Raw genomic sequence first — 13,718 nt, 5'->3', positions numbered from 1 at the left:
GAACCCGTCGCCTGATCTGGAGGTCCCACCATGGCCGGACACCACACCAAGGGCATCATCGACCCGCCGATCGACAACCTGCTCGACCGCGTCGAGTCGAAGTACGAGCTGGTCATCTACGCGTCCAAGCGCGCGCGTCAGATCAACGACTACTACGCCGACCTCCACGAGGGCAACCTGTTCGACAACGTCGGACCGCTGGTGGACTCGTCGGTCGAGGACAAGCCGCTCACCATCGCACTCCACGAGATCAACGAGGACAAGCTTCGCCTTCGCCACGCTGAGTGAAGGCGGCTTCCTCGATGAGCGCGCTGCGCCTTTTCACCTCTGAGTCCGTCACCGAGGGGCACCCCGACAAGATCTGCGACCAGATCTCGGACAGCATCCTCGATGGTCTGATCGCCCAGGACACCGGCTCTCGCGTCGCTGTGGAGACCCTCGTCACGACGGGCCTGGTGCATGTCGCGGGCGAGATCCGCACCGAGGCGTACGTCGACATCCCCACGATCGTCCGTCAGGTGGTCAACGGGATCGGCTACACCTCGAGCGAGACCGGCTTCGACGGCGACTCGTGCGGCGTCAGCGTCTCGGTGGGGGAGCAGTCCAGCGACATCGCACACGGGGTGGATCAGGCGCAGGAGCAGCGCGACGGCAGTTCGGTCGACGCGCTCGACGGGTTGGGCGCGGGCGATCAGGGCATCATGTTCGGCTTCGCGACGATCGAGACGCCCGAGCTCATGCCGATGGCCGGCCACACGGCGCACCGCATCGCCGAGCGTCTCACCGCGGTGCGTCGCTCCGGCGAACTCGCCTACCTGCGCCCCGACGGCAAGACGCAGGTCACGCTCGGCTACGAAGGCTTCACGCCCAAGACCATCGACGCCGTCGTGCTCTCGACGCAGCACCACCCCGACATCTCGCAGGACGAGCTCAAGGAGCAGGTGCGACGGCTCGTCATCGATCCTGTGCTCGAGGGCACCGGCCTCGAGATGCCTTCTGATGAGCGGTATTTCATCAACCCCGCCGGTCCCTTCGTCACGGGTGGGCCCAAGGGCGACGCCGGACTGACCGGTCGCAAGATCATCATCGACACGTACGGAGGCGCGGCGCGCCACGGCGGTGGCGCGTTCAGCGGCAAGGACCCGTCGAAGGTCGATCGTTCCGGCGCCTACGCCATGCGCTGGGTCGCGAAGAACGCCGTCGCCGCAGGCCTCGCCGAGCGGCTCGAGGTGCAGGTCGCTTACGCGATCGGCGTCGCGCGTCCTGTGGGGCTCTACGTCGAGACATTCGGCACCGGCAAGGTCTCGGACGAGGTCATCACCGACGCCATCCGTCAGGTGTTCGACCTGCGGCCGCAGGCGATCATCGAAGAGCTCGATCTGCTGCGCCCGATCTACCGCCAGACCGCGGCGTACGGTCACTTCGGCCGTGAGCTCGCGGACTTCACCTGGGAGCGCACGGACCGCGCCGACGAGCTCCGCCGCGCAGCCGGACTCTGATGTCCGGGCGCGGGGCGCGGATGCCCACGCACGGAGCGCGCAGTTGAGTCGGCGCATCGCGCGGGTTCTCCTTGATTCCCCGCTGCCGCAGCTGGATCGACTCTTCGACTACACGCTGCCGGAAGAGCTCGGCGACGTGCCGATCGGTGTGCGTGTGCGCGTACCGCTGCGCACCGCCGGCCGCATGGTCGACGCCTATGTGGTCGAGGTCGCGGAGGAGGACGACGCCGAGCGTCCGCTTTCGACCGTCGAAGCCGTGGTCTCCACAGCCGCCGTGCTGCCGGAGCGGCTCTATCGCCTGGCCCGCAGAACAGCCGATCGTGCGGCCGGATCCGCCAGCGACATCCTCCGCCTGGTCATCCCGAAACGTCAGGTGCGCGTCGAGAAGGCGTGGAAGGCCGACGCAGAGGCTCCATCGGTGACCGCGGACGCGATCGAGCGCGCGGATGCCGTACTGGCGGAGTACACCGATCTCGATGAGCTGCTCGGGGCCGGGCATCGCGGCGCCGTCGAGGCGATCCCCGGCATCCGTGACGGTGTGCTGCGCTGGACGGAACTGCTCGCGGCGACCGCGACGCGGATGCTGGCATCCGGGCGCTCGACGATCCTCGTCGTGCCCGACCACCGCGACCTGGACAGGCTCCTCAGTGCGCTGGACACCCTGCTTCCCGCTGAGGCGATCGTGCGATACGACTCCCGCCAGTCCAACCCCGACCGCTATCGCGGTTTCCTCCGCACACTGGAGGACGCCCCTTGCGTCGTCGTCGGCAATCGCTCGGCCGTCTACGCACCGGTGCAGGCGGGGCTCGTGGCGATCTGGGATGACGGCGATCCGCTGCTCGGCGAGCAGCTCGCCCCGTACGTGCACGCACGCGATGCCGCGCTGCTGCGCCAGGAGCAGGAGGGCTCTGCACTGCTGCTGGCGGGGCACACCCGTACGACGGACGCCGAACGCCTGGTCGCCCGCGGTTGGATGAACGACATCCACGCCACTCGGCGCGTGCTGCCCAAAGTCGTGCTGAGCACGCCGCAGGAGATGGAGCAGCCGACGCAGCGTGTGCATTCCAGTGCCTTCGCCAGCGCGCGCAGGGCCACCGAGGAGGGCCCGGTGCTGGTGCAGGTCTCCCGCCCGGGGTTCTCACCGAGTCTGGTGTGCGCCGACTGCCGTGCTCCGGCGCGCTGCGTGCCCTGCGGAGGCCCGCTCGGTGCGCGGCATCGCGGGGCAGTGCCGGTATGCGGGTGGTGCGGGCGCTCCGCACGTGCATGGACCTGCCCTTCGTGCTCGTCGACGAAGCTGCGACTCGCTTCCTCGGGCAGTGAGCGCACTGCAGACGAGCTCGGACGCGCGTTCCCCGGCGTGCGGGTCATCATCGCCGACGGCGCCCATCCTGTCGAGACGGTGTCCGACAAGCCCGCGCTGGTCGTCGCGACGCGCGGCGCGGAACCCGTCGCCGACGGCGGCTATCGTGCTGTCGTGCTGCTGGACGGCTCTCGGATGCTGCAGGCACCCGATCTGCGTGTCGGCGAGTCCTGCCTGCGGTGGTGGTCGAACGCCGCGGCCCTCGCAGCCCCCGGTGCTCCGATCCACCTCGTGGGCGTCGATGGCCCGGTGGGGAGGGCATTGGCGACCTGGAATCAGGCCGGTTACGCGCGTTCCGAGCTCGCCGAGCGTGCCCCGCTGCACATGCCGCCGGCCGCTCGCGTCGCGCTCGTCGAGGGGCTGCCCGACTCCGTCGATCGTGCGCTGGCCGCGCTTGACGAGCTGCCGCTTCCGTCGGACGCGATCCTTGGCCCGGTTCCGATCGCGACCGACGAGGGACGAGTGCGCGCGCTGGTGCGCTTCGGATACGCCGCCGGAGCCACCGTGGCCGCCACTCTTCGTGCCGCGGTGGTGGCAGAGGCGGTGAAGCGTCGCCGCGGACGGGGCCAGAGCAACCGCAGCCCACTCTCGCTTCGGCTCGATATCCTCGATCCTGAGCTGTGACACCCATCCCTTCCGGAGAACCTTGATGAGACTCGTCTTCGCCGGCACTCCTGCCGCCGCCATTCCCACTCTGCGCACGCTCGCGCTTGAGCACGAGATCCTGGCCGTCGTGACGCGCCCCGATGCGCCGCTCGGGCGCAAGCGGGTGCTGACGCCGTCGCCCGTCGCGCAGGCTGCGGAGCAGCTGGGGCTGCCGGTCATCAAGGCCGCACGTCTGGATGACGAGGCGACCGGCCGCATCGCGGCACTTCGACCCGAGCTCGGCGTGATCGTGGCATACGGCGGACTCGTCCGCGAGCCGCTGCTGTCGACTCCGGAGCACGGCTGGATCAACCTGCACTTCTCGCTGCTGCCCGCCTGGCGCGGTGCGGCGCCCGTTCAGCGTGCGCTCATCGCCGGGGACCCGGAGTTGGGCGTGAGCGTGTTCCGGCTCGTTCCCGCGCTGGATGCCGGTGACCTGTTCGCCTCGCGACCTGTGCCGCTGCAGTCCGACGCCAACGCCGACATCGCGCTCGAGGTGCTCGCTGACGACGGTGCCGGCCTCACGGCCGAGGTCGTGGCCGGCATCGCCGACGGGACCGCCGTCCCCCTGCCGCAGGAGGGCGAAGCCTCGTCGGCGCCGAAACTCACGCTCGAGGACGGCCTGCTGGATTGGGTGCAGCCCGTGGAGGCCGTCTACGCACGGTTCCGCGGTGTCACGCCGGAGCCCGGTGCGCACACGACCGTCGCCGGCGTGCGTCTCAAACTGATCGAGGCCCACCCCGCCGACGACGCCGAACCGCTGTCACCCGGCGAGATCGCCGCGACCAAGCAGGCGCTGCTCATCGGCACTGCGACCACACCGTTGGAGGTCCGGCGCGTGCAGCCGGCCGGGAAGGCGCCGATGAACGCGACGGACTGGTGGCGCGGCTTCCGTGCCCCGGCACGGGCCGGCTCTGTCCCGACAGGCGACGACACGATCCGGGCCGGCGCATGAGCGCTGCGAAGAGGCGAGAGAGCCGGCTGCCGGGCGCGAAGGATCGAGGTGTCTCGCGGCGCCAGTCCTCCGAGCCCCAGCGGTCACCGAGGAGTTCCCGCACCGTGCAGCCGGCACGCCGTGTCGCGTACGACGTGCTGCGCGCTGTCAGCGGATCCGATGCGTACGCGAACCTGCTGCTGCCGTCCGCCATCGCGGACGCCGCGCTGAGCCCTCAGGACGCCGCCCTCGCCACCGAGCTGACCTACGGCACCCTCCGCCGGCGCGGCACCTATGACGCCATCATCGCCGCGGCGGCCGGCCGCTCGATCGATGACATCGACGAGGCCGTCCTCGACGCGCTGCGACTCGCGACGCATCAGCTGCTCGCGACCCGGGTCGCATCGCATGCAGCCGTCAACGAATCCGTGAATCTCGTGACGGCCGAATCGGGCAGAGGCGCCTCCGGCTTCGCGAACGCCGTGCTCCGTCGCATCTCACGCGACACACCCGGTCAATGGCAGGAGCGCATCGAGAGCGAAGCACGCTCTGACGATGAACGTCTCGGTCTGCGCACGGCGCATCCGGTCTGGATCATCCGCGCGCTGCGCCGCGCCCTCGCCGCCGAGAGCCGCGAAGAAGAGCTCGAGGCGCTGCTCGAGGCCGACAACGTCTCGCCGGAGGTCACCCTGGTCGCGCTACCCGGGCTGGCCGAGCGCGGCACCCCCGCCAGGCCTTATGCGCCCACCGCGTTCGGATCTCCCGGTGGAGACCCGCACACGATCATCGCCGCATCCGGCGGCACGGTGCGCGTGCAGGACGAGGGCTCGCAACTGGTCGCACTCGCACTCGCCGGCGCCGCACCGATCAGGGCGGGGGAGCAGTGGCTCGATCTCTGCGCCGGTCCCGGCGGCAAGACGGCGCTTCTCGCCGCGATCGCCCGGCAGCACGACGTGACTCTTGAGGCGAACGAGGTCGTGCCGACACGTGCACGGCTGGTGCGCAACGCCCTGAAGGCCGTACCGGGTGAGGTCACCGTCCACGAGGAGGACGGACGAGGCCTCACCGCCGCGAGCCGCGGACACTACGACCGCATCCTCGTCGACGCGCCGTGCACCGGCCTCGGCGCGCTGCGCAGACGACCGGAGGCGCGCTGGCGCAAGAGCCCCGCCGACGTCGCCGAACTCGTCCCGCTGCAGGAGCAGCTGCTCGCCGGAGCCCTCGACGCCCTCGCACCGGGCGGCATCGTCGCCTACGTCACGTGCTCACCGCATCTCGCAGAGACCTCCGGCGTGGTGAGCGAGGTGCTGCGCACGCGTGAGGACGTCATCGAACTGGATGCCGCCGGCGTGCTCTCCGGCGTGGTGCAGAGCCCGCTCGACCTCGCATCCGACGGAAGCGGCCGCGTACAGCTGTGGCCGCATCGACACGGCACCGATGCGATGTTCCTCGCGCTGCTCCAGCGCAGCGATGCATCCGGGAGAATGATCAGATGAGTCTTCCTGCAGCTCCCCGCATCAACCCCAGCATCCTCGCAGCCGATTTCGTCAACATGCAGGCGGATCTCGCCCGCATCGCGGCAGCCGACTACGCGCACGTCGATGTGATGGACAACCACTTCGTGCCGAATCTCACCTTCGGGACCCAGATGGTCGAACGCATCCAGGCGACGAGTCCGATCCCGCTCGACGTGCATCTGATGATCACCGACCCGGATCGCTGGGCGCCCGAGTACGCCGAGCTCGGCGCCGCGAGCGTCACGTTCCATCTCGAGGCCGCAACCGACCCGGTCGCCCTCGCCCGCAGGCTGCGTTCGATCGGTGCCCGCGCCGGGATCGCGCTCAAGCCCGGCACCGATGGGGAGAGCCTCTACGAACTCTTCGACGAGTTCGATCAGATCCTCGTGATGACCGTCGAACCGGGTTTCGGCGGACAGGGCTTCATGGCCGAGACGATGCCGAAGCTGCGCGCGCTCGCGGATGAGGCACGACGTCGCGGATCCGACGTGTGGTTCCAGGTCGACGGCGGCATCGCCGACGACACGATCGCCCAGGCCGCCGCGGCCGGTGCTGACACCTTCGTCGCCGGATCCGCCGTGTACGGTGCGACCGACATCGAAGCGGCCATCGCCGGGCTTCGAGAGCGCGCGCGAGCCGCTAACCTTGGATCGTGAAGACTTTCGACGAGCTGTTCGCTGAGCTCAGTGCCAAGGCCGAGACCCGCCCTGCAGGCTCCGGCACTGTCGCTGAACTCGACGGCGGCGTGCACACGATCGGGAAGAAGATCGTGGAAGAGGCCGCAGAGGTGTGGATGGCCTCCGAATACGAATCCGACGCCGAGGCTGCGGAGGAGATCTCCCAGCTGCTGTACCACGTGCAGGTGATGATGATCGCGAAGGGGCTCAGCCTCGAGGACGTGTACCGACATCTCTGATGCGCACCGTCCCCTTCCTCTGATCTGAAAGCTCCCCATGCTGCGCATTGCTGTTCCGAACAAGGGCTCGCTCGCCGAGACCGCCGCCGAGATGCTCGCCGAAGCCGGCTACGCCGGACGCCGAGACTCCAAGACCCTGCACGTGATCGACGCCGGCAACGACGTCGAGTTCTTCTTCCTCCGTCCGCGCGACATCGCGATCTACGTCGCCTCCGGCGCTCTCGACGTCGGGATCACCGGCCGCGATCTGCTGCGCGACGCCCCGGAGCAGGCGCGCGAGGTGCAGGCCCTCGGCTTCGCCCGCTCGACCTTCCGTTTCGCGGCGCCCGCCGGCCGTTACAGCACGATCGAGGATCTCGCCGGGGTGCGGGTCGCATCCTCGTACCCTGGCCTCGTCGACGCGTTCCTGCGTGAGCACGGCGTCGAGGCGACGCTCGTGCCGCTCGACGGCGCAGTGGAATCCGCCGTGCAGCTCGGCGTCGCCGATGCCATCGCCGACGTCGTCGAGACCGGCACCACCCTTCGTCAGGCCGGCCTCGAGATCTTCGGACCCGTCATCATCGAGTCCGAGGCCGTGCTGATCAGCCGTCCAGGTGACGCGGACGGCACCGAACGGCTTCTGCGCCGCCTCCGCGGCGTCATCGTGGCACGCCAGTACGTGCTGCTCGACTACGACCTCCCCGGCGAGTTGATCGAGAAGGCCACGGCCATCGCATCCGGTCGCGAATCGCCGACCATCTCGCCGCTTCAGGATCCGAAGTGGGTCGCCGTCCGCGTCATGCTGCCCCGCACTGGTATAAACCAGGTGATGGACGACCTCTACGCGATCGGTGCACGCGCGCTGCTGGTGACCGCGATCCACGCCGCGAGATTGTGATCGGGGGACTCAGATGACTCTCACCAGTCGCGTCATCCCGTGCCTCGACGTCGCCGCAGGGCGTGTCGTCAAGGGTGTCAATTTCGAGAACCTCCGTGACATGGGCGACCCTGTCGAACTGGCCGCGCACTACGCCGCCCAGGGTGCCGACGAGATCACTTTCCTCGACGTCACTGCCACGGTCGATGCCCGCGCAACCACTTATGAGGTCGTGCAGCGCACAGCCGAGCACGTGTTCGTGCCGCTGACGGTCGGCGGAGGAGTGCGCAGCGTCGAGGACGTCGCACGCCTGCAGGGCGTCGGCGCAGACAAGGTGGGCGTCAACTCCGCAGCCATCGCCAGGCCCGAGCTCATCGGCGAGATCGCCGACCGATTCGGCGCCCAGGTGCTGGTGCTCTCGCTCGATGTCAAACGCGCCGCGACGACGGCATCCGGTTTCGTGGTCACCACCCACGGCGGGCGCACGCAGACGTCGTTGGATGCCCTGGAGTGGGCACGAGAGGCCATTGAACGCGGCGCCGGCGAGCTGCTGGTCAACTCGATCGACGCCGACGGCACGCACGACGGTTTCGATCTGGAACTCGTCCGTCTGATGCGCGACGTCTCCTCGGTGCCGGTGATCGCCTCCGGCGGCGCCGGGGCCGTGACTGATTTCGCGCCGGCGATAAAGGCCGGAGCCGATGCCGTGCTCGCCGCGAGCGTCTTCCACTCCGGTGCGCTGACCGTGGGCGAGGTCAAGGATGCGATGAGTGCGGAAGGAATCCTGGTGCGATGACTGATTTGGAAGAGCGGATCGCGCAGGTCGCCTGGAACTCCGACGGACTCGCGCCCGCGATCGTGCAGCAGTGGGACACGCGCGAGGTGCTGATGCTCGCGTGGCTGGATGCCGAGGCGCTGCGCCGCACACTCACGACCGGCCGCGCAACCTACTGGTCGCGCTCACGCCAGGAGTACTGGCGCAAAGGCGACACCTCCGGCAACATCCAGCGCATCCACGAGGCGCGGCTGGACTGCGACGGTGACGCGATCCTGCTGCTGGTCGATCAGACCGGCCCTGCCTGCCACACCGGCACCCGCACCTGCTTCGACGCGGCCGATCTCGAGGCCGTCGACGGGCTGGCCGCGCCAGGGGCAGGTGCCGAATGAGACTCCTCCGCCGCGGGCGCAGCACAGCCGTCGTCGCGATCCTGCTCGCGGGCGCAATCGGCATCATCTCGTCCACACAGACGTGGTTGAGCGTCGACCGCGCGGATGCGGGAGAGTCGATCCTCGTACCTGGTGCGGATGCTCTGGCGCTGCTCGCTCCGCTGAGTCTCACCGTCCTCGCGCTCGGGACCGCTCTGACCCTCGTCGGAAGGGCACTCCGCTACGTGTTCGGGACGCTGGCACTGCTGGCGGGAGCGCTGTTGACCTGGTGGACGGCGGAAATCGTGTTCACCGCACCCGTCTCGGCAGTCGAGGCAATCGTGACCGAGACCACGGGGCTCGCCGGCGGCACTGCGGTGTCGGATGTGGTCGCCTCCATCACCCCGACGTTCTGGCCGGTGCTGGCGCTGGTCGGGTGGGTGCTGCTGACCGCGGGGTCCGTGTTCACGCTCCTTACGGCGAATCGATGGAAGAGCGGCGGCAGACGATTCCGCACCGACGCGGCAGCTCACAGCGAGGCTGAAGGCCCAGTGGACGCGATCGATTCCTGGGATGAACTGTCGCGGGGGACCGATCCGACACGATGACCCCGATAGACTGATCGCGCATATCAACGACCGCTTCGGAGGAGACCATGACCAACCCGATCGCTGACCCCGGCCACGGACACTCACCGGCGGCGTGGACCGCTGTGATCGTCATGCTGTTCGGCTTCACGCTGGGCACCGTGGCCTTCTGCCTGGCGGCGTTCAGCCCGATCTGGACCCCCATCGTCTGGGTGGGTGTCGGCATCATCGTCGTCGGTCTGCTTCTCGGATGGATCCTGGCCAAGGCGGGTTACGGCGTGAAGGGCCCCAAATACTCGCCGAAGGGGCACTAGTGGTTCTCGCCGACCTGACGGCCGGCGCAGTCGAAGACGCCGAACGCAGGGCGCTGACGCGCCCGCTGGTCGAGGTGGAGCGGGTCGCTCTCGCGCGTCCTGCCGCCAAGGATGCGCTCGTCGCTCTCGCACCCGCGGAACGGGTCAAGATCATCGCCGAGGTCAAACGTGCGAGCCCTTCCCGCGGCGCACTCGCCGACATCCCGGATCCGGCGCACCAGGCAGGTCTCTACGAGACGGGCGGGGCATCGGCGATCAGTGTCCTCACCGAGCAACGTCGGTTCGGCGGCAGCCTCGCCGATCTCGAGGCCGTCACCGCGCGGGTGTCGCTTCCCGTGCTGCGCAAAGACTTCATCGCGACGCCGTACCAGGTGCTGGAGGCACGCGCAGCAGGAGCCGACCTCGCGCTGCTCATCGTCGCCGGCCTCGAGACGAAGGTGCTGCAGGAGCTGTTCGCCCTCATCAATGAGCTCGGCATGACGCCGCTCGTCGAGACCCACTCCGCGGACGAGCTTGACGCCGCGATCGATCTCGGTGCACCGCTGATCGGAGTGAACGCCCGCAATCTGAAGACCCTCGAGCTCGATCGCGATCTGTTCAGTCGGCTCGTCGATCGCATTCCCGCGGATGCCGTGAAGATCGCCGAATCCGCAGTGCTGAGTCCTGCCGATGTCGCGCACTACCGCTCGGCGGGTGCCGACGCCGTGCTGATCGGCGAAGCGCTGGTCACCGGCGATCCGGTCGCGACGCTCAAGAGCTTCCTTGACGTCGAGGCATCCGATGCACTGAGCGACCGGAGGGAGTCGAAGTGAGTCTGCGAGATCAGCCGGGACCGTTCTTCGGCGAGTTCGGCGGACGTTACATGCCGGAGTCGCTGATCGCGGCGATCGACGAGCTCACGGTCGCCTATGAACAGGCGATCGCCGACTCCGGGTTCCGCGCCGAACTGGCAGGGCTCCTCAGCTCCTACGCCGGGCGTCCGTCCGCGCTCACCGAGGTGCAGCGATTCGCCGAGCACGCCGGGGGAGCGCGGGTCTTCCTCAAGCGCGAGGACCTCAACCACACCGGCAGCCACAAGATCAACAACGTGCTCGGGCAGGCGCTGCTCACCAAGCGTCTGGGCAAGACGCGGGTCATCGCAGAGACCGGCGCGGGGCAGCACGGCGTCGCCACCGCGACGGCGGCAGCACTGTTCGGTCTGGACTGCACCATATACATGGGCGAGGTCGACACCGAGCGTCAGGCTCTCAACGTCGCCCGCATGCGTCTGCTCGGTGCCGAGGTCGTGCCGGTCACCACTGGATCGCGCACACTGAAGGATGCGATCAACGACGCCTACCGCGACTGGGTCGCGACGGTAGAGACCACCAACTACATCTTCGGAACGGCCGCGGGCCCGCACCCTTTCCCTGCCATGGTGCGCGATTTCCAGAAGATCATCGGTGAAGAGGCCCGTCAGCAGCTGCTCGACGAGACCGGCAGACTCCCGGACGCCGTCATCGCGTGCGTCGGCGGAGGATCCAACGCGATCGGCATGTTCGACGCGTTCCTCGACGATGCGGACGTGAAGCTCTACGGAGTCGAGGCCGCCGGTGACGGAGTGGACACCGAGCAGCACGCCGCATCCATCGAGCGCGGCCGCCCGGGCGTTCTGCACGGTGCCAAGACCTACGTCCTCCAGGACGAGGACGGACAGACGATCGAGTCGCATTCGATCTCGGCGGGACTCGACTACCCCGGCGTCGGCCCTGAGCATTCCTGGCTCGCCGACATCGGGCGGGCGCAGTACATCCCCGCCACCGATGACGAGGCGATGCAGGCACTGCGCCTGCTGAGCCGCACCGAGGGGATCATCCCCGCCATAGAGTCGGCGCATGCGCTGGCCGGCGCGTTGCGCATCGGCCGGGACATGGGTCCGGATGCCGTCCTCGCGGTGTGCCTCTCCGGACGCGGAGACAAGGACATGGACACAGCCGCACGATACTTCGATCTCTACGACCGCGAAGCGGCTGAACGCGATGCCGCCGACAAGGACACCGTGACGCGGGCCGCAGCGGATGCGGCGGTCGCGCGATGAGCCGCGTCGAAGCCGCGATCCAGAAGGCCCACGACGAGGGCCGGGGCGCTTTCATCGGCTACCTGCCCGTCGGATTCCCTGATCTGCAGACCAGCATCCAGGCGGCGATCACCCTCGCCGAGAACGGCGTCGACGTCATCGAGCTCGGCCCGCCCTACAGCGACCCGGTGATGGACGGCCTGGTCATCCAGGAAGCCACCCAGGCCGCGTTGGCCAACGGCTTCAAGATGCGCGACCTGTTCACCGCCGTACGGGAGATCACCGCGGCGAGCGACGTTCCCGTCGTCGTCATGACGTACTGGAACCCCGTGATGCAGTACGGCGTCGACCGCTATGCGGACGACCTGCTCGCCGCAGGCGGCGCGGGTCTCATCACACCCGACATCACGCCTGATGCCGCCGAGGACTGGATCGAAGCCAGCAAGCGCACCGGTCTCGATCGGATCTTCCTCGCGGCTCCCACCTCGACCGATGAACGCCTCGACCTCGTCGTCGCATCGTCGACCGGGTTCGTCTACACGGTGTCCACCATGGGCATAACGGGGGAGCGCACCGAGCTCGACAACGCCGCGCGCACCCTGGTGTCGCGTCTGCGCGAACGCGGTGCGGTGCGCGCGTGCGTCGGAATCGGCATATCCACCGCCGAGCAGATCGCCGGCATCACCGAGTACGCCGACGGCGCCATCGTCGGCACCGCGCTGGTGCGTGCCCTCCGCGACGGGGGCCTCGACGCCCTCGCCGCTGTCACAAAGTCCCTTGCCGCGGGCACGCCGTCGGCAGCCACCTCACACGAGAACTAGAATCGCACTCATGTCCCTCGCGCTTCACACCGCCATCAGCGGCGTGCTCACCAGCATCCCGAGCCCTCCGGTCAGCTACATCGATCTCGGGCCGCTGCGGATCCACTTCTACGCGCTCTGCATCATCGCGGGCATCATCGCGGCCACGCTGCTGACGAATCACCGTCTGACCAAGCGCGGCGCAGAGCCGTGGGTCGTCATCGACATCGCCATCCTCGCGATACCGCTGGCGATCATCGGCGCGCGCATCTTCCACGTGCTGACGCACCCGAACTTCTACTTCGGCGAGGGCAAGAACACCTGGAACCCGTTCGAACCGGGCTCCGTCTGGGCGATCTGGGAGGGCGGCATCGCGATCTTCGGTGCGCTTCTCGGCGGCGCCGTCGGCGCGTATCTCGGCTGCAGATGGACCGGCATCAGGTTCTGGAGCTTCGCCGACGCACTGGCGCCCGGCCTGCTGCTGGCTCAGGCGATGGGCCGTTTCGGCAACTGGTTCAACCAGGAGCTCTTCGGTCTGCCGACCGACCTGCCCTGGGGGCTGGAGATCGAATCCGACAACGTCGCGTTCCCCCCTGGGCTCGCGGAGGGAACCCTGTTCCACCCGACGTTCCTCTACGAGGTCATCTGGAACAGCCTCGGCGTGTTGTTCCTGCTCTGGATCGGTCGTCGTCTGCAGCTGCAGTGGGGCAAGCTCTTCGCCGTATACCTGATCTGGTACAGCGCCGGCCGCGTGCTCTGGGAGTCGATCCGCATCGATCCGAGCGAGATCATCCTGGGCCTGCGGAGCAACGTGTGGGCATCGATCATCGGCGTGATCGTCGGCATCGTGATCCTGTTCGTGCAGACGCGCAGGCACACGGGTCGCGAGGCGGGACCGTACGCGCCAGGGCGCACGCGGAAGGATGCTGATGCTGATGTAGTATCACAGGACAGCATCGATGACTTCGTCGACGTGAGCGAGCCTCCGGTCGAAGACACTGCCGGAGCCACCGCCACAAGCACCGCTCCCGCGAGCGAGGGCAGCTCCCGATAAGCATCCTCGTCTGATGAGGAAACCACTGCATTGA

General features: G+C 68.5%; 16 protein-coding genes. All 16 read left to right on the top strand.

Annotated features, from left to right (window positions below; translation table 11 throughout):
- The first annotated feature begins 30 nt into the window (after nucleotides 1-30).
- Genes rpoZ through lgt form a run of 16 tightly spaced genes read left to right on the top strand, consistent with a single transcriptional unit; the run spans nucleotide 31 to nucleotide 13,684 of the window.
- A complete protein-coding gene (gene rpoZ / locus JF52_RS0113135; RefSeq protein ID WP_033107065.1) occupies nucleotides 31-288 on the top strand; it encodes a DNA-directed RNA polymerase subunit omega in 258 nt (85 codons plus the stop codon).
- 14 nt (nucleotides 289-302) lie between these two features.
- Nucleotides 303-1,499, top strand: coding sequence for a methionine adenosyltransferase (gene metK, locus JF52_RS0113130; protein WP_033107314.1), 1,197 nt, complete (start codon nucleotides 303-305; stop codon nucleotides 1,497-1,499).
- Between the two features lie 43 nt (nucleotides 1,500-1,542).
- Entirely contained in the window at nucleotides 1,543-3,483 is a 1,941-nt protein-coding gene (locus JF52_RS0113125) for a primosomal protein N' family DNA-binding protein (protein ID WP_160175066.1), read from the top strand.
- Nucleotides 3,484-3,508: 25 nt separating this feature from the next.
- The gene (fmt, locus tag JF52_RS0113120) at nucleotides 3,509-4,459 is read left to right on the top strand and encodes a methionyl-tRNA formyltransferase (RefSeq protein ID WP_033107064.1); all 951 of its coding nucleotides are present in this window, start codon (nucleotides 3,509-3,511) and stop codon (nucleotides 4,457-4,459) included.
- The gene (locus JF52_RS0113115; RefSeq protein ID WP_084595858.1) at nucleotides 4,456-5,934 is read left to right on the top strand and encodes an RsmB/NOP family class I SAM-dependent RNA methyltransferase; all 1,479 of its coding nucleotides are present in this window, start codon (nucleotides 4,456-4,458) and stop codon (nucleotides 5,932-5,934) included. Before fmt ends, JF52_RS0113115 begins: the two co-directional genes overlap by 4 nt.
- Nucleotides 5,931-6,611 carry a ribulose-phosphate 3-epimerase gene (gene rpe / locus JF52_RS0113110; RefSeq protein WP_033107062.1) on the top strand — a complete coding sequence of 227 codons (681 nt, stop codon included), beginning with the start codon at nucleotides 5,931-5,933 and terminating at the stop codon, nucleotides 6,609-6,611. The genes JF52_RS0113115 and rpe overlap by 4 nt, the downstream gene beginning before the upstream one ends.
- Entirely contained in the window at nucleotides 6,608-6,871 is a 264-nt protein-coding gene (locus tag JF52_RS0113105; RefSeq protein WP_033107061.1) for a phosphoribosyl-ATP diphosphatase, read from the top strand. The genes rpe and JF52_RS0113105 overlap by 4 nt, the downstream gene beginning before the upstream one ends.
- Nucleotides 6,872-6,908: 37 nt before the next feature.
- Nucleotides 6,909-7,748, top strand: a complete 840-nt coding sequence (hisG, locus tag JF52_RS0113100; RefSeq protein WP_033107060.1) for an ATP phosphoribosyltransferase — start codon at nucleotides 6,909-6,911, stop codon at nucleotides 7,746-7,748.
- Nucleotides 7,749-7,761: 13 nt separating this feature from the next.
- On the top strand, nucleotides 7,762-8,523 hold the full coding sequence (gene hisF, locus JF52_RS0113095) for an imidazole glycerol phosphate synthase subunit HisF (RefSeq protein WP_033107059.1): 762 nt from the start codon (nucleotides 7,762-7,764) through the stop codon (nucleotides 8,521-8,523).
- Nucleotides 8,520-8,894, top strand: a complete 375-nt coding sequence (hisI, locus tag JF52_RS0113090; protein ID WP_033107058.1) for a phosphoribosyl-AMP cyclohydrolase — start codon at nucleotides 8,520-8,522, stop codon at nucleotides 8,892-8,894. The genes hisF and hisI overlap by 4 nt, the downstream gene beginning before the upstream one ends.
- Entirely contained in the window at nucleotides 8,891-9,481 is a 591-nt protein-coding gene (locus JF52_RS0113085; protein ID WP_033107057.1) for a Trp biosynthesis-associated membrane protein, read from the top strand. Before hisI ends, JF52_RS0113085 begins: the two co-directional genes overlap by 4 nt.
- 47 nt (nucleotides 9,482-9,528) lie before the next feature.
- Nucleotides 9,529-9,774 (top strand): HGxxPAAW family protein, encoded by a 246-nt coding sequence (locus JF52_RS0113080; RefSeq protein ID WP_033107056.1) that lies wholly within the window; start codon nucleotides 9,529-9,531, stop codon nucleotides 9,772-9,774.
- Nucleotides 9,774-10,586: an indole-3-glycerol phosphate synthase TrpC gene (gene trpC, locus JF52_RS0113075; RefSeq protein WP_033107055.1), complete on the top strand. Its 813-nt coding sequence runs from the start codon at nucleotides 9,774-9,776 to the stop codon at nucleotides 10,584-10,586. The genes JF52_RS0113080 and trpC overlap by 1 nt, the downstream gene beginning before the upstream one ends.
- Entirely contained in the window at nucleotides 10,583-11,851 is a 1,269-nt protein-coding gene (gene trpB, locus JF52_RS0113070; protein WP_052167039.1) for a tryptophan synthase subunit beta, read from the top strand. Before trpC ends, trpB begins: the two co-directional genes overlap by 4 nt.
- Nucleotides 11,848-12,651, top strand: coding sequence for a tryptophan synthase subunit alpha (trpA, locus tag JF52_RS0113065; protein WP_033107054.1), 804 nt, complete (start codon nucleotides 11,848-11,850; stop codon nucleotides 12,649-12,651). The genes trpB and trpA overlap by 4 nt, the downstream gene beginning before the upstream one ends.
- 10 nt (nucleotides 12,652-12,661) lie before the next feature.
- Nucleotides 12,662-13,684 (top strand): prolipoprotein diacylglyceryl transferase, encoded by a 1,023-nt coding sequence (gene lgt / locus JF52_RS0113060; protein ID WP_033107053.1) that lies wholly within the window; start codon nucleotides 12,662-12,664, stop codon nucleotides 13,682-13,684.
- Nucleotides 13,685-13,718: the final 34 nt, after the last annotated feature.

It is taken from the genome of Microbacterium profundi (genome assembly GCF_000763375.1).
In the GTDB taxonomy this organism is placed as follows: Bacteria; Actinomycetota; Actinomycetes; order Actinomycetales; family Microbacteriaceae; genus Microbacterium; species Microbacterium profundi.
Note: the sequence above shows the minus strand (reverse complement) of the source record. Positions and strands in the feature narration are given on the sequence as shown.